This is a genomic window from Caulobacter hibisci, assembly GCF_016135805.1.
Taxonomy (GTDB): Bacteria; Pseudomonadota; Alphaproteobacteria; order Caulobacterales; family Caulobacteraceae; genus Caulobacter; species Caulobacter hibisci.
In genome coordinates this window covers 1-16,383 of sequence record NZ_JADWOX010000034.1, presented here as the reverse complement: position 1 = coordinate 16,383, position 16,383 = coordinate 1, and the positions used below count along the sequence as shown (strand labels likewise).

General features: G+C 64.7%; 12 protein-coding genes. 8 read left to right on the top strand and 4 right to left on the bottom strand.

Translation table 11 applies throughout. The annotated features are described in order from the left end of the window. The first annotated feature begins 13 nt into the window (after positions 1-13). Complete coding sequence (locus tag I4Q42_RS25370) at positions 14-1,399, top strand: oligosaccharide flippase family protein (RefSeq protein ID WP_198578893.1); 1,386 nt, start codon at positions 14-16, stop codon at positions 1,397-1,399. A 55-nt stretch (positions 1,400-1,454) separates the two neighbouring features. Here the strand turns inward: I4Q42_RS25370 and I4Q42_RS25365 are convergent, their stop codons facing one another. Next, positions 1,455-2,453 carry a glycosyltransferase family 2 protein gene (locus I4Q42_RS25365; protein ID WP_198578892.1) on the bottom strand — a complete coding sequence of 333 codons (999 nt, stop codon included), beginning with the start codon at positions 2,451-2,453 and terminating at the stop codon, positions 1,455-1,457. Positions 2,454-2,605: 152 nt separating this feature from the next. Next, positions 2,606-3,574: a glycosyltransferase family 2 protein gene (locus tag I4Q42_RS25360; protein WP_198578891.1), complete on the bottom strand. Its 969-nt coding sequence runs from the start codon at positions 3,572-3,574 to the stop codon at positions 2,606-2,608. Between the two features lie 365 nt (positions 3,575-3,939). Here I4Q42_RS25360 and murB point away from each other — a divergent pair, with 365 nt between their 5' ends. From murB to I4Q42_RS25330, 6 genes are all read left to right on the top strand, one after another. Next, a complete protein-coding gene (gene murB / locus I4Q42_RS25355; protein ID WP_198578890.1) occupies positions 3,940-4,962 on the top strand; it encodes a UDP-N-acetylmuramate dehydrogenase in 1,023 nt (340 codons plus the stop codon). Further along, entirely contained in the window at positions 4,955-6,271 is a 1,317-nt protein-coding gene (locus I4Q42_RS25350) for a UDP-N-acetylglucosamine 1-carboxyvinyltransferase (RefSeq protein ID WP_198578889.1), read from the top strand. Before murB ends, I4Q42_RS25350 begins: the two co-directional genes overlap by 8 nt. Positions 6,272-6,407: 136 nt before the next feature. Continuing rightward, positions 6,408-8,201 (top strand): type I secretion system permease/ATPase, encoded by a 1,794-nt coding sequence (locus I4Q42_RS25345; protein ID WP_198578888.1) that lies wholly within the window; start codon positions 6,408-6,410, stop codon positions 8,199-8,201. Position 8,202: 1 nt separating this feature from the next. Continuing rightward, complete coding sequence (locus I4Q42_RS25340) at positions 8,203-9,588, top strand: HlyD family type I secretion periplasmic adaptor subunit (RefSeq protein WP_198578887.1); 1,386 nt, start codon at positions 8,203-8,205, stop codon at positions 9,586-9,588. After that, positions 9,585-11,738 (top strand): GumC family protein, encoded by a 2,154-nt coding sequence (locus I4Q42_RS25335; protein ID WP_198578886.1) that lies wholly within the window; start codon positions 9,585-9,587, stop codon positions 11,736-11,738. Before I4Q42_RS25340 ends, I4Q42_RS25335 begins: the two co-directional genes overlap by 4 nt. 84 nt (positions 11,739-11,822) lie before the next feature. Continuing rightward, positions 11,823-12,644 (top strand): hypothetical protein, encoded by an 822-nt coding sequence (locus tag I4Q42_RS25330; RefSeq protein WP_198578885.1) that lies wholly within the window; start codon positions 11,823-11,825, stop codon positions 12,642-12,644. 31 nt (positions 12,645-12,675) lie between these two features. Here I4Q42_RS25330 and I4Q42_RS25325 read toward each other — a convergent pair whose 3' ends face one another. Continuing rightward, positions 12,676-13,965: an outer membrane beta-barrel protein gene (locus I4Q42_RS25325; protein WP_198578884.1), complete on the bottom strand. Its 1,290-nt coding sequence runs from the start codon at positions 13,963-13,965 to the stop codon at positions 12,676-12,678. 62 nt (positions 13,966-14,027) lie between these two features. Beyond that, on the bottom strand, positions 14,028-14,582 hold the full coding sequence (locus I4Q42_RS25320; RefSeq protein ID WP_198578883.1) for a polysaccharide biosynthesis/export family protein: 555 nt from the start codon (positions 14,580-14,582) through the stop codon (positions 14,028-14,030). Between the two features lie 226 nt (positions 14,583-14,808). Here I4Q42_RS25320 and I4Q42_RS25315 point away from each other — a divergent pair, with 226 nt between their 5' ends. Next, positions 14,809-15,939, top strand: coding sequence for a glycosyltransferase (locus I4Q42_RS25315; protein ID WP_198578882.1), 1,131 nt, complete (start codon positions 14,809-14,811; stop codon positions 15,937-15,939). Positions 15,940-16,383: the final 444 nt, after the last annotated feature.

The following is a 16,383-nucleotide window of genomic DNA, read 5'->3' as shown; positions in this document are numbered from 1 at the left end:
AACCAAGGTCCTTATGTCGCCTCCTCCCGAACAACAGACCCAGGCGATTTCCGCTCCGCCGGAAGCCGCTGCGCCGTCTCCGACCAAGAAGCGCGCGAGCTTCGGTTTCGAGGCCTTCACGATCGCTGTTGCCCGCGTGGCCATCCGCCTGACGGGGTTCCTGTCCAGCCTTATCGTCGCGCGCGTGCTCGGCGCCGAGGGGCGGGGCCTGATCGCGGCGCTCAGCGTCCCAACGTCCTTGGCCACAACCTTCTCCGAATTGGGCATCCGGCAGGCCACCGCCTTTTATCTGGGCAAGCGGGTCTATACGGTCGAGCAGTTGCTTCCGACCCTGCTAACTCTTATCCCCCTGGCTGGCGTGGTCGGTTCGGTCGCCTCGATTGCCTATTTCGAATGGGCGCACGTCGCCGAGGACCAGTGGCTGATCCGCTTTCTGGCGCTGATCACGATCCCCTTGGCCCTGGTCGCCAGCTATTCCACCGGAGTGTTCCTCGGTCGCGAGCGGATCAGCGAGTACCGCAAGGCGTCGTGGCGTCCGCCGGTGTTGAAGCTGGCCATCCTCGTTGTCTTCGCCTGGATGCTGAACGGCGGCCTCTATGGCGTGATGATCGCCGGCGTTGTCGGTTCAATGCTGGCGGCGGGCTATGCGCTGTTCCTGCTGCGCAAGGAGGGGCCGCTTCGGTTCGGCTTCAATCCCGAAATCGCCAAGCAACTGCAGCGCAAGGGCCTGAGCTACGCGCTGTCGCTGCTGGTGCTGATGCTCAACTATCGCATCATGTTGATCCTGCTGACGCGATACGCCAGCCTGGAAACCGTCGGGATTTATTCGCAGGCCGTGCTGATCGCCGAACTGCTATGGGAGGTGCCCAACAGCCTCTCGTCGTTGGTGCTGTCGCGCGGCGTCAATTCCAAGGACGAGCGTGAATTCTCGCTGAAGGTCGTCGCCCTGACCCGCGTCAGCTTCCTGGCGGCCACACTGGGCAGCATCTGCCTGGCCATCGTCTCGCCGTTCGCCTTCCCGATTCTGTTCGGCCAGGACTTCGCCGACAGCGCCTTGCTCTGCGTTTACATGCTGCCGGGCGTCGTCGCGTTTGGCGCCTTCAAGATGCTGAACATCGATATCGCCGGCAGAGGCAAGCCTTGGGCGACCCAGGTCATAATGGTCCCGGTTCTCGCGCTCAATGTCGCCCTTGGCTGGTGGATGGTCGTCAAGTACGGCGCCGCTGGCGCGGCCTGGTGCTCGAGCATCTGCTATATCGTTGCGACCGTCGCCTATGTCGGCCTCTATTCGCGACTGACTGGCCTGAAGCTGCGGGAGATCATCCTCTTCCGGAAAAGCGATTTCCTGATGGTGCTGCGGTCTCTGCCGTTCAAGCTGCCGTTCCTGAAGTTCACCTGAGGCTGGCGGGCGACCCACCGGTCTGCGGGGGGCGGGTCTTCCGCAGACCGGTGGGTCAGCCCGCCTTGAACGCGCCGTCTTCCGGGATGTTGCGGGTCCTGAGGAAGGCGGCAAAGCCCCGAAACTGGTGCTTCAGTCGGAAGAGGTGCTTGCGGCGGCCCAGGATGGGATCGTTCGATGGCAGCACCAGATCGCGGGCCGAGCGGGCCAGGGCGCCGATGATCGCGCGTGCGATGAAGCTCGTCGCGAACAGGTGCTTGGCGAACAGGGCGCCGTCGCCAAAGCTGTAGCCGGCGTTGAGCTTCTGGGCGTCGGACAGTTGTCGGCGGCCATGAAAGTGGCTGACGACGATCTCGGGCGCGTAGCGCACCCGGATGCCCTTGATCCGCGCTCGGACCAGAAGATCGCTGTCTTCCGCCGAGACGAAGCGCGCGCCGGCGCCGAACCGGACGTCAAACTCGCCCAGCTCCTTGATCACGCGACGGTTGAAAGACAGGTTCGCGCCCATGATGAAGCCGCTGGGCATGCGCATCTTGTCGAACACCTTGGGCTCGGGGTCAGGCTTGATCGTGATCGGAAGGTCGCGCGTGTCGCCGAGGTTGATGCGTCCGCCGATGATGGCCGGCCCGCTTTCGCTGGCGAAGGCGGCCTTGATCTTGTCGAGATAGTCGGCGGCCACCACGCAGTCATCGTCCGTCATGGCGATGATCGCGCCCCGGGACTGGCTCAGCCCGGCGTTGCGCGCGCGGGCAAGGCCAGGCAACAGGCAGCGTATGGCAACGACCGGAAACGACTGACTCTCCGCCCAGGACCTGAGCAGATCGGGCGTTGCGTCCGTCGAGGCGCTGTCGACCAGCACGATCTCGGCGGAGACGTTTCCGCTCGCCTGGATCGCTGCGGCGAGGCTGTCCAGCGCGTCGCGCAAGGCGTCGACGCGGTTGCGTGTGCAGAGGATCACCGAAACATCGAGCTGGGCCGGACGGTCGGCGGGGGCGTACAGAACCATGTCGTTCACGTGTGTCATCACTCGCGCATTGCCGGTCTTGGACATCATGTCTGGCGGCCTGGTCTCACGGCGCCGAGCGTCGTGGGACGACGCCCGACCTATACATCAATTGCGGCCCGTCCCAACCAGGGCGACCCGGCTCGTGAGCCTCCCGTCAGGATTGCCGCCGTTCGAGGCGAGTTGGCGGGCGGTCTTCGCGGCTAAAGGCCTACGCGGGCGCGCAGGCGCTTGGTGACCGGCTGGTTCCAGGCGTAGGCTATGGCGCCGCGAGGACGTCGGGCGATCTGGCGCAGCGCGTCGGCCCGGCGCCCCTCGCTCCACAGCCGGTGGGCCAGGTGTCCTTCGTGGATGTCGGCCATGCCCTGCCGATAGCGCTCCAGGGCGGCGCGCACCTCCGGAGCCGCACCGGCGCCGTAGTGGGCGATGAGGTGGTTAGCGATCCAGACCCGGTCGCTGAGCTTGGGCGCCGTGCGCGTACCGGCCGAGGTCCTGCCGCTCGTCGGGCTCTGGGGGAGCGTGTAGATGTAGTAGGGGGCGCTGACTAGGCGTCCGACCCCGCCCTCAAGGAGGATGCGCATGAAGAACAGGAAGTCTTCAGCGTAGCGAATCTCGGTGGGGTAGGCCAAGCCGTGCGCCTCCAGAAAGCTACGGCGGATTATCGGCTTCAATAGGCCGAAGCGAACCTTGCCGAATGGATGCTCGCTGTCCAGGAAGCGGACCGGATCAAGCACGGTTACCGGTCGTGGATCATGGAAGGCCGCGCCCGCCTCGACCTGGGCGTGGTCGTCGAAGCGGATGTAGTTGTCGGCCACGACGTCGCAACCCTCGGCCCGGGCGACCGCGAGCAGCCGCTCGAGACGCTCCGGGCGCCAGGCGTCGTCGGCGTCGAGCACCGCGACCCACTCGCCCCTGGCCTTGGCGATGGCGCGATTGCGCGCGGCGCTCGGGCCGCCATTGGTCTCGGCCGGCAGCAGCCTGATGCGGGCGTCGCTGGCCTGCAGGCCGCGGACGACGGCCAAGGTGTCATCGGAGGAGGCGTCGTCGGCGACCAGCATTTCCCAGTCGTCAATGGTCTGGGCCTGCAGGCTGGCGGCGGCCCGCGCGATATAGGCGGAGGCGTTATAGGCCGCGACGATCACCGAAACCCGCGGCGCGGTTGCATCCCCCATGGCGTCTCCTGACTGGCCCGCCGTCGAGGTGCACGCGCTCAGGTGCGCAGGACTTCGACGTTGTTTCCGTCCCTTATAGCCGGCGCGGCGACAAGCCAATATCAAGGCGACGTTTCAGGTCCACGACGGCGCAGCTGCACTGTTGGCGCGCGATCATCAGAATGACACGCAGCCGTGTCTTCTTCTCGGACGGCTGTCGGGCACGGATTTAACCCGCCTTGAAAGCCAGCATGCGGGGCATTTAAAAAAAAGTCGCGCCTTGAGACAAGGTTTAACTGCAAAAGAGAAGTTTGAGCGCTTATGAGGAGAAACACCGAACGCGGTTTTGGCGACGCCAGGCGCGGCGATTGAAGGCTGACAGTCTGTTGACGACATTCAACACCAAGCGTGATGACGACCGACTACTGGACGCCGTTGTCGCGGGCCTCGCCCGCGACGAGTTCCAGTACGACGCCCCGTTGTCGAAACTCAGCCGCTGGCGGATCGGGGGCGCGGCCGATCTGGTCGTGACGCCGGCCTCGCGAGACGCCTTGGCGCGCACCCTGCGCGCGGCGGCCCGAAGCGGCCTGCCGCACGTGGTGATCGGCGATGGCTCAAACCTTCTGTTCGACGACGCCGGTTTCCGCGGCGTGGTGGTCCAGATCGGTCGGGCGTTGGGCGGGGTGTCGTTCGGTTCGGACGGCGAGGTCACCGTGGGCGCCGGCCATTGGGTCCCCCATTTCGTGCACGCCACCATCAACCAGGGCCTTGCCGGAGCCATTCATGCGATCGGCATCCCCGGCACCGTCGGCGGCCTGGTGGCCATGAACGGCGGCAGCCAGCGAAAGGGTATCGGCGAGCATCTGATCGCCGCGGAGGTCATCGACTTCGACGGCAATGTGCGCTGGCTCCAGCAGGAAGAACTCGATTTCTCGTATCGCCATTCGCGCCTTCAGGACGGGGCGCTGGTCCTGGTGTCCGCCCGTTTCCGTTTCGAACCCGGCGACGCCCGAGCGCTGCGCCGCGAGGCCGTGGAGATCATGCGGTCGCGACGCGCAAAGTTTCCGAAGGTCCGCGCCAACTGCGGATCCGTGTTCGTGAGCGATCCGCGCCTGTATTCGTTGATCGGGCCGCCGGGCCTCGCGATCGAGCGGGCGGGTCTGAAGGGCCTCGCCGCCGGCGACGCCCAGATCTCTCCCGAACACGCCAATTTCATCGTCAACAATGGCCAGGCCCGCTCCGTGGACGTCCTGGCCCTGATCGCGGCCGCCCGCCGCCGGGTCTTCGAGCTGACCGGCGTCGCCATGCTGGCTGAAGTGCGTCACCTCAGTCCCGTCGGTCAGCTTCGACCGGCTCACGAACTCGCCGACCAGTTCGGCCCACTACCCTTGGAGAACGGCAATGACTGATCGCAACGCGCAGCTCAAAATCGTCGAGCAAGAAGCGGAGAGTGACGTGGCGCCGACCGAGTCGCGCACCTTCGAGGTGATGCGCTCCCGGCTTGAGGGCCAGGTTCGGGTCAGCGGCGCCAAGAATAGCGTCCTGCGCCTTCTGGCCGCCTCGCTCCTGACCTCGGGCCGAGTGGTGCTGCAGAACTATCCCGAGCACCTGCTGGACGCGATCGTCCACGTCGGGATGCTCGACACCCTGGGCAAGTCCTGCGTCGTCGAGAATGGCGTCCTGACGATTTCGGAGGTTTCGGCGCCCCCCACCGGCCTGCATTGGACCGGTCGTTCGATCCGCAACACCCTTCTTATCCTGGGGGCCATGGTGGCGCGCACCGGCGTGGGCAGTGTTCCGCTGCCCGGCGGCTGCAATCTGGGCGACCGCAAATACGACCTGCACGAGCTCGTCCTGACCCGCCTGGGCGCCCGTGTCTGGGAGGAGAACGGCCGTCTGTGCGCCGAAGCGCCCAATGGCCTGACCGGCGCCGAGATCGTGCTGCCGCTGCGCTCCACCGGCGCGACCGAAAACGCGCTTCTGGCTGGTTCGCTGGCGAAGGGCCGCACGGTGCTGTGGAACCCCCACATCCGTCCCGAAATCCTGGATCTGGCAGCCTTCCTGCGGAAAATGGGCGCCAAGATCACGATCAACGGCCAGGAGAGCATCGAGATCTACGGCGCCGAAAACTTGGACGGCGTCACCCATCAGGTCATGCCCGACAACATGGAGGCCATGACCTGGGTCATCGGTTCGGTGATCACCGGCGGCGATGTCGAAATCCTGGACTTCCCGGCCAAGGATCTCGAAGTGCCGCTGATCTTCCTGCGAGAGAGCGGCGCCAAGGTCTTTCAGTCGGAGGACACCGTCATCGTCCGCTCCGGCCGTCCCTATCCGGTCGAGATCAGCACCGGCCCGTATCCGGGCATCAACTCCGACATGCAGCCGCTGTTCGCCGCCCTCGGGGCCTGCGCCCGCGGGGAATCGCGTATCGTCGACCTGCGCTTCGCGGATCGCTACGCCTATTTGAGTGAATTCGCTAAGATGGGCATCGAAGGGCATGTGCGGAACGGCACCGCCCACATCATCGGGACGCCCGCCCTGCGCGGCGCACAGGTCAAGGCGCTGGACCTGCGAGCTGGCGCTGCCCTGGCTCTGCTGGGGCTCGTCGCGGACGGCGCAACCCAGGTCACCGACGCCTGGCAGATCGAGCGTGGCTATGATCGCTTCCTCGCGAAAATGAAGGCGCTTAACGCAAATTGCGCGGTCATCAAGTAAAGTTGGACTTCGCCCTCTTTGGGCGAACAGTTCAGCTGGCAGTTCGGCACGGCCTTGACTCGCCGCCAAGGCCGTGACGCCCTGTCGCTTGTGTCTAGGACGAGTGACTTAGTTCCTGAAGCTAGAAAGTGCGCATGTGAAACGTGCCTATAAATCCGCCAATCCGCTGCGAGCAGCGCTTCGGGCTTGTCGCACGCATTTCATGAGCGCGGCGCTTTTCAGCGGGTTGATTAACCTGCTCTACCTCGTGCCATCGATTTTCATGCTGCAGGTCTATGACCGCGTCGTGCCGACCCGGGGCGGCGGCACGCTCGTGATCCTGTGCCTCGTCTTGGCTGTCTCGCTCATCGTATTCGCCGCGCTTGACGCCGTCCGCATGCGACTGCTGATGCTGTCGAGCATGCGGCTGGAAAAGCGCGCGGCGGGCGACATCCTGCACCGCATCCTGGGCGCGGGCCAAGCCACGCCTCTGCAGCGCCTGCAGGCGATGCGCGACTTCGACACCTTGCGCAACACCCTGACCGGCCCGGCGATCATCGCAATCTTCGATGCGCCTTGGGCGCCGATATACATCATCATTTGCTATATGCTTCACCCGATGATCGGCCTGCTAGCGCTGCTCAGCTCGCTGCTGCTCATCGGCGTCGCCGTGTTGAGCGACTACGCCACCCGCAACGGCGTGGCCGAGGCGAGCAAGCAGGCCAACATCAATTATCAGCTGCAGGATTTCTCGATCCAGTCGGCCGAGGTGGCGCGTGCTTTGGGCCTGCGCAACGCCTTGGTGACACGGCATTTGTCCGATCGCGCGGAGGTGGCGCAGATCCAGGGTGAGGTCGCAAACACCTCCGGATCGTTCCTGGCCGTCACCAAGTTTCTAAGGATGCTATTCCAGTCGATGGCCCTCGCCTTGGGGGCTTGGCTGGCCATCAAGCAAGAGATTTCCGCCGGTGCGATCTTCGCGGCCTCGCTGATCCTGGGGCGGGCCCTGCAGCCTGTCGAGCAGATCCTCAACGCTCTCAAGAACGTGCTTTCCGCGCGTGACGCCTATCGCAACCTGCTGGAGTTCTGCGAGCTGCCCGATGCGGCCGCGCCGCGCACCACTCTGCCCAAGCCGCAAGGACGCTTCGACGTCATCAACGCGACGGTCGAGATTCCCGGCCTCGAGCGCCCGATCCTCAACGACCTGACCTTCTCCGTCATGCCCGGGGAGATCATCGGCCTTGTGGGGCCCAGCGGCGCAGGCAAGTCCACGTTGCTGCGGATGATGGCCGGCGCGATCGAGCCGACCTCCGGCGAGATCCGGATTGACGGCGCCAAGCTCGATGACTGGGATCGCGAGACCCTGGGGCGCAACATGGGGTACATGCCCCAGTCGCCGACCCTGTTCCCGGCGAGCGTCCACGCCAATATCTCGCGCTTCCGCTCCTATCTGGAACCGGCCGGTCCGGATCTCGATCGCCGGGTCGTCAACGCCGCCCAGATGGCGGGCGCGCACGAACTGATCCTGCGCTTCGCTCAGGGCTACCAGACCTCGCTGACAAACCGCGAAGGCGGTCTTTCGGCAGGCCAGCGGCAGGTGGTGGCCCTGGCGCGAGCGCTCTTCGACTCGCCCACGATCCTGTTGCTCGACGAGCCCAACGCCCACCTCGACAGCGGCGGCGAGGCGCGGCTCGTTGAGACCATCGAGGAACTGCGGCAACGGAACGCCACCGTCATTGTTTCCTCCCACCGCACGGGCATCCTTCGAAGCGTCGACAAGATCATGGTTCTCCGCGACGGTGAGATCCAGGTTTTCGGCGACCGCGACGACATCTTCCGCACCGCCGCTTCCGCGCCGGTGCCCGCGCCCCCGTCCCCCGAGCCGGCGTCTGATGTGGGACAATTGAATCAAGGTGATGACGGGCGTGATGCGCGCCAGGGAGGAGCGTGAGATGGCGCTGCCGAACCGCGATCGAGGCATTATGGAGGGCGAACTCCTGCCTGCGCCGCTTCGGGCTCCCCCCGAGGTCGGTCTCGACGATTCGCCCAAGCGGGTGCTCTTGGGAGGCCTGATTATCGCGGGGTTGTTCTTCGTCGTGCTGCTGGGGTGGTCGGCCTTCGCTCGACTTGACGCCGCCGCCTATGGTCAGGGCCAGGTTACCGTCTCCGGGAACCGCCAAACGGTGCAGCACCGTGATGGCGGGGTCATCGAGGCGCTAGACATCCGGGATGGCCAACATGTCCAACGCGGTCAGGTGCTGATCAGGCTGGTCGCAGCGGAGGTGGCCGCGCAGGAGCGCGCATACGCCAACACCGTCATCGATCTCCAGGCCCAAAAGGCTCGCCTTGAGGCCGAGATCAACGGCACGGGCATCCTCTGGCCGGCCGAGTTCGCCAATCTCAGCACCGAGGACCGCTCCTTGGCTGACCGAGCGATGATGTTGCAGCAGCGCCAGTTGCTGGCTCGCCGCAACTCGCTTTCCTCCAGCCGCGCCGTGTTGCGGCAGCAGGCGCAGGGTGTCCAGCAGCAGACAGGCGGCCTCCGGGCCCAGACTGAAGCGGCGGAACGGCAGAAGGAATCCCTGCGTCAGCAACTGGAAAGCACGCGCGAACTTGAGGCCAAGGGCTTTGCATCGCGCAATACGGTTCGCTCCCTGGAGCGCGCTCTTGCACAACTCGAGGGGACCTCGGCCGACTATTCGTCGCGTGTCGCCGCCGCCGGAGAGCAGATCGCCGAGTCCCAGCAGCAGTCGATCCAGGCCACCCGACGCTATACCGAGGAAAGCGCGGGTCTCTTGCGCGACACCCAGTTTCAGCTGAACGAGGCTCTGCCCAAGCTGCGAGCCGCCCGCGAGCAGCTCGAGCGTACGATCATCCGAGCGCCCGTCGCGGGCAAGGTCGTTGGTCTGCGGGTGTTCACCGAAGGCGGCGTGATCCAGGCCGGCCAGGCCATCATGGATATCGTGCCGGACGCGGCGCCGCTCGAGATCAAGGCCAATTTTTCGCCCACAGACATCGACGGCGTCTATCAGGGCCGCGAAGCCGAGGTGCGGTTCCAGTCTCTGCACGAGCGAGACCTGCCGATCCTGCTGGGAACCATCCGAAACGTGTCGGCCGACAGCTTGCTTGATGAAGCTTCTGGCAAATCCTACTTTTCGGCTGAAATCGTGGTCCCGGAAAGTCAGATGCGGCTGCTTCGCGCGGTGCGGGGGGCCGATACTGGAATCCGTCCTGGCGTCCCGGTCCAAGTTCTGATCAAGCTTCGCAAACGCACGGCATTGCAGTACATGCTCGACCCATTGACTGAAGCGTTCAAACGCTCTCTGCATGAGCGATGAATTATCGGACCTTTGACGAGAGCCAATCGGGGAAATTAATGTACAGCCCAGGCAACGCGACGGCGTCACGGCCGGTAGCGAGCGCTTCGACAAACCTTATCGATCTGCGCAGGATTTTCGGCACCATCCGTCGACGGCAGTGGTGGGCGCTGGCCACCGGCGCGATCGTTCTGGCGCTGACGCTCGTCGCATACCTGCAGGCCAAGCCGGTTTACACGGCGACGGCGCGGGTCGGGATCGATCGTCGGGTCGAGGATCTGGTGACGCCGACGCAGGGTGCGGCTGCTCCGCTTGCCACCGACTCCTCGTCGGTCGATACGGAGGTTCAGGTTCTGACCTCGCCGCGTGTCGCCGGCGCCGTCGTTGATCGCCTCGGTCTGGCTGCGCGGCCGGGCTTTGGTGGTTCCCACAAGGATCGGGACCAAGCGATCGAGCGGGTGCGCAGCGGGCTGGCCGTCAAGCGTGAGGGCAACTCCTACGCTATACGAGTGAGCTATTCGAATGGCGACGCAGCCTTGGCCACAAAGATTGTCAACGCCACGATCGACGAATATGTGAGCGGGCAGCGCGGTGACAAGGTCAACGAGCGCAGCCGTGAGACGGCGCTGCTCAGCGATCGCCTCGCAAAGCTAAAGTCCGACGTTCTGCAGGCCGAGGCGGCCGTCGCGCGTTATCGCGGCGCGACGAACCTGATCGACATTCAGAAGGACGGTACGGCGGTCCAGCAGGAAATCTCGTTGCTGAACGGCCAATTGGCTACCGCCAAGGCTGACAATGCCGCAGCGGCTTCTCGCGTCACGGCGTCCCGGGGCGCCGATGGCCTGGAGTCCGCGGTTCTGCGCGCCTTGCGCGGTCAGCAGGCTGAACTGAGCGCGCAGCGCGCCAACCTCGCCAGCAAGTACTTCGACACCCACCCTTCCATTCAGAAGATCGATCGTCAGATCGCCGACGTGAATGCGAGCATCAACAACGAGCTACGCAGCATCCGCGCGGGCTACAATGCCGACCTTCGCGTGAGCGAGGGGCGAGTGGCGTCGATCCAGTCTTCGCTGGACCGCGCGCGTGGCGCCTTGAACCAAGCCAACAGCGCCTCGGTTGAACTGGCCGAGCTTGAGCGCAATGCGGAATCTGCGCGGGGCCTGTATCAATCGCTGCTCGACCGCTACCTGCAGTCTGTCACCGGCCAGGGAACCGAGCGCAGCAATGCCTATGTGATCTCGAGCGCCACGCAACCGTCGTCTCCAGACTCGCCCGACCTAAAGCTCTACCTTCTGAGCGGCGTGATCGCCGGGACGCTGGCCGCTGCGGGCGTCATTCTTCTACTGGAGCTGCTGGAAAGCGGCTTCCAGACGCGCGCCGATGTGGAGAGCAAGCTGGGCGTGCCGGTCATGACCTCGGTGCCGGACCTGGCCGCCTTGCCCGGAACCCGGGTGTCGCGCCGCGATCCGATGGCGCCGGCCAATTATCTGGTCAGCCACGATGGCTCGGTGTTCAGCGAATCCTTCCGGAGCATCCGCGCCGCGCTTTCGCTGGGGCGCGCCGACAGCAAGATCCGTTCGCTGGCCGTCTGTTCGGCGCTGCCGGCTGAAGGCAAAACGACGGTGTCGATCTGTCTGGCGCGGTCGGCGGCGATGGCGGGCCTGCGTACCCTGCTAGTCGATTGCGACCTGCGCCGGCGGTCCTCGAGCGCTTCGCTCTCGTCCAACGTCAAGGCGGGCCTGATCGAGGTCTTGAAGGGCGAAGTCCAGCTTCGCGACGCCGTCATCAAGGATGAGGCGTCGGGCGCCTGGCTGCTGCCGCAGCGGGCGTCGGAAACGCACGATTATGACATCATCACTTCGAAGGCGATGGAAACCCTTGTCGAGTCGCTGCGCGGCAGTTTCGACCTGATCATCCTCGACACCGCACCTGTCCTGGCGCTGGCGGACGCCCGGGCGGTCGCGGCCATGGCCGATGGGGTGCTGTTCACGGTGCGCTGGCGCAAGACTCCGACCAACGCCGCCCACATGGCGCTTGAGCAGCTCGACCGGGCTGGGGCCCGCGTGGTCGGCGCGACCCTGACCCAGGTAAACCTGCAGCAGCAGGCCCGCGCGGGCGCCGGCGACGAGATGATCTACTACAACAAGTTCAAGTCCTACTACGCGACTTGATCCTCGGCAGGCGCGAGGCGTTTAAAGACGCTTCGCGCCCGTTCGGCAGCGCACTCGGCCGAACCCTTGGAGTCCGCTCACACCGTGACCAAGCCTCAGTTGAAATGGTTCGTCGGCATTCTGGTCGTCGCGCTTTCGAGCCCGTCCCTGGCTGCGAACCCCCGCCGCAACCTGGTTGTAGAGAACTACCGCGATGGAGGGCCGCGCGGCGCCAGCTATCGCTGGCTCGATGGAGCCCGTGGCGACATCACGGGCCTACGGCTCAAGGGCTTTGACATCACTGTCGAACGCGGCGGCGTGCGGATCGACAGGAACGCCTCCAACGTGGTGATCCGTGATGGAGCCTTTCGGCTGCGCCAGCCGACACGCGGCAGCAATCTGCCGGTGGCGGTGGAGGTGATCAGCGGTTCGGATATCCTGATTGAGAACGTCTCAGCCCATGATTTCCGCATGGAATCCGTCGCCGGCAAGTATACGAACGGCGACTGCTTCTCCGGCGAGCGCAAGTCGAGCAACGTCACCTTGCGCAATGCGCAAGCGATCGGCTGCTCCGACGGAGGCTTCGATTTCAAGACGGATGGCTTGCTCCTGGACGACGTCAGCGCTGAGGACGTGAACTTTTGCTACCGCATATGGGGGCAGGCTCGAGCCACCACCCTATCCTGTCGGAATTGGCGCAAGGGCGCCGTCCAGGTGCAGCCTGGTGGCAGCCTTTCGGTCGATTTGATCCAGCTATCGGCCAAGCAGGGGACTTTGCCGACGGTGTTTGGCGTCGGCCGGGGCGCCACATTGATCGTTGGGCGCTGCGAAGGCCTGCCCCAAGCTGGCAAACTGCTCTTTTATCAGCAAGGCGCAGGCCCAGAGAATACGACGGTCCGGCTCGGGCCAGGATGCCAGAGACCCTGAACAGCGCTCCAGGGTCCTGGCGAATCGACTATCAGCGGCGGTAGGTGACCGAGACCGAGCCGACGACCGCGTCGATGCTGCGACGGGTATCCAAACTTTCCGATCGACGTTGGCTGCCTGTGAGGTTCGCCTGGACCCGGTAGTGACGGTCGATCAGCCAAATGGCGCCAAGTTCGACGAAGTTGACTTTCGAGTTGCCGTCAACGCCCTCGAAATCGCCTTCATCGTGCCGGAAGTCCGCCGACAGAATGACGTTGCGATAGAGTTCGTGGTCGACCCCGGCGGCCACACGGGTCACCAGCACCGCCGTGGCGGTGGGGATGTCGATGTTCTGCATGAAGCGTCGGCCAGAAACGCGAACCGTGGTCAGTTCTGTGACGAGGTAGCTAAGGCGGGTGTCGAACGAGACGACATCACGCGTCTTGACGCCGGGCTCCTCGAAATCAGCGTGCAGGTAACCTATGCCCAACTGACCGCGGATGAGGGGGGTGATCTCGCTGCGAACACCCGCCAGGATTTCGTAACCCTGCTGATCCCGGTTCACCGAGCCCGGACGATGCAGCCGGTATTCGCGGTTCTCGCCGGCGACGGACATGAAGAACGCCCGTCCGGGATCGGTTCCGTAAGCAACGTCCAGCCCGACTTGGCCTAGGGCGTAGTCGCGAAACTGCTGGTCTAGCGGAGCTCCGTCCAGCGAGGTGGTGTCTCTGTAATCATACTTCGCCGCGTTCGCCGAAAGCTGAACGCCCAAGGGACCCCAAGCGCGCCGCCCCGTGACGCCAATCTGGCTGCGGTTGTAGATCGTCGGTTCCTGGGTGCTGAGCACCTGTCCTACGGCGATCCGGTCCTGAGCTAGGCGTTCGAAACTGGTGTCGACCGTGACGGCTTCGCCGATGCCGCCGTCAAGCCGGCCTTGCAGGCTCAGGCCGTAGGTCGAGTTTCCGGCTTCGGAATATTGCGCTTGCTTGCTGGCGCCGACGAAGGCCTCGGCGACCAGCGCATTGCGTGACCAGTTGGACTTCGCTTGGGCCGATAGCAGCAAATCGCCGATAACGTCGTCGCGACCGTTCGTTTCACGAAAGACGTTGGTGTCGTACGAGACCTTGGCGGTCGCCTGGCTATTGACGGTGAAGGCCCCGATGAGGTCTCCGATCGGATCGTAGTCGGGGCGCGAGCGCTCGCGTACAGGGACGCCGCGAGCCGGGTCTCGCTGGCCGCGGCCAGGCTCCAGAAGGGGATAAGCGTCACGGTCCGACGCATCGGCGCCCGTCTGGGCGCGGACAAGCCCCGGCGTGGCCGCCAGACCCAGGGTTGCGATCAAGACCCAAGCCGACGGCCTGCCCAACAAGCACCGAACACTCATTTCCGCTCTGTCCCGCTTTTTCAGAAATGGCGCTCGGGAACGCGCAGCACGTCGCCGGGGCGGATCACGACGTCGCTGTCGAGGGTGATCTGCCGTTCGGCGCTTTCGCCTTCTCGACGCAGATAGAGCCGCTTCTTGTTGGCGCGATAGGTAAAGCCGCCGGCCGTCGCGATGGCGTTCAGCACGGTCAGACCGTCGGTCGACGGGTAACGGCCCGGCTTCTCGATTTCGCCGAGGATGAAATAGGGCCGGTAGCTGATCAGCTCGATCGAAATCTTGGGATCGCGCAGGTAGCCGCCGCCGTAGGTCGAGGTCAACGCCGCCTGCAGCTGAGGCACCGATAGGCCGGAGGCCTTGACGTCACCGATCAGGGGCATGCTCAGCTTGCCTTCGCCCGACACTTGGAACTCGCCGCTCAGGTCAGGTTCGCCGAACACCTGCACGCGGACCTTATCGCCGGCGCCCAATTGATAGGCGGCGCTGCTTGCTTGCGCGGGCCCCTGGGCTGCTTGCGCTGTCGCGATGGGTTGCGTGGCGCACCCCGTCACGACCAGGACGGCGACGGCCAGGAACACGCCGAACTTTCGGTTACCGCGGAAACCCATCTAAAACTCCAGAGAGACAGCCGGCGGCGAGCGCCAAGCATGCTTTTTAATATGCTAAAGCTGCTCGTTTCCTATGTCATCTTTATAGTGCGCTTGAATAGTCAGCTCGAACCTTGATGCGTGTGTCGGCCTTGCGGCGATGCGTCGGTGGTCGGTATGTAGCCTTGGCCGCGCCGGCCCAGCTAGCGGATGTCCTGTGAAGCCCAAGATCCTGTTCGTCATTAACTCTCTCGCGGGGGGGGGCGCCGAACGGGTTCTCACGACCCTGATCGCCGGTTCCCAGCGTTTCGCCGATCGCTATGCGATCGTGGTGGTCCTGCTGGATCGCGAGGAAGAGGTCTATGACCTGCCCGATTGGGTAGAGACCGTGCGGCTGGACGGCCGCCAGTCTCTGGCGCGCAGCTTCCTGCAAATCTGGGGCCTGATCGGCCGGATGCGGCCGGCGCTGACCGTCAGCTTCCTGACGCGGGCCAATGTCGTGACCGCCATGGCGATGGCCCTGAGGGGCAGGCCGTTCGTGCTCAGCGAGCGCGTCAACACCACGGCGCACCTGAACGAAGGGCGTGCAGCGGCTTTGGCCAAGCTGCTCGTCCGCCTCACCTATCCGCGCGCCGATCGCATCGTGGCCGTTTCGCAGGGGGTCGCCGACACCCTGGCTGAGGATTTCGGGGTCGCGCCCGCGGCCATGGTCGCGATCGCCAACCCCGTGCCTGCCGAGAAGATCGCCGCTCGCGCGACCGAAACGCCGACCATGACGGTGGAGGGGCCGTATGTCGTGGCCATGGGCCGGCTGGTGCCGAACAAGAACTTCGCCCTGTCCATCGAGGCTTTTGCCCGCTCCGAGGCGCCAGGCCGGCTGCTGATACTGGGCGAAGGTCCAGAGCGGCCGCGACTTGAGGCCCTGGTCGAGAGGCTGGGGGTGTCCGGGCGGGTGCTCATGCCAGGGTTCGCCGCCAATCCCTACGCCCTGATAGCGCGCGCCGAATTCATGGCGCTGAGTTCGAACGCCGAAGGCTTCCCCAACGCGCTGGTGGAGGCGCTGGCCTGCGGCGTGCCGGTGGTCGCTACGGACTGCGCCTCGGGTCCGGCCGAGGTGTTGGAGGCGACCGTGGAGCCGAAGCCCGGCGCCATCGCCGAGGGGCAGGGGGGGCTGCTGATCCCGGTCAATGACGTGGAGGCCATGGCCGCCGCCTTCCGCCGGATGCAGGACCCGGCTCTGCGCGCTCGCCTCAGGGCGGCCGGCGGCAGGCGGGTTCTCGATTTCACGGTGGCCCGCGCCGTCGAGCGATACTGGGCGGTGATCGAAGACACGCTTCGCGCTCGTTGAAATCCTGCGTGTTCGATGGGCGGATTTTGGTGCCTCTCTCCTCGATAATCTGGCGCCTGCTATAAGCTTGGCCATTTTCGTGAATAACGTCGACGAACTGTTGCCGCTATTTCTCCATGTTGTCGCCAAAAACTATGTGCAGTTGAACGATAGAATCGCGCGATTCGTAGCGTTGTTTCTCTGAGCTGAAATCTGCCGCTTGTCAGCGGTGTTGGCGAACAGTATGGTTAATCGTCGGGTATCTGGGGCGTTTGGCTTCCTAGCAACTTGTGATCTATGGCGAATTTCGGCGTGTGTACTCACGCCTTAATCTTTGCTGTGCGTCCTTGAATGCTTTGCTTGAATTTTATGCTCCTGAGTATTGAGGACGCGATGTCGGCTTAGTCATCGCCTTGGTTTAGGCCGCTGTAACGTGGACGGGGGGCTATGAGTTCGCAAAGTAAG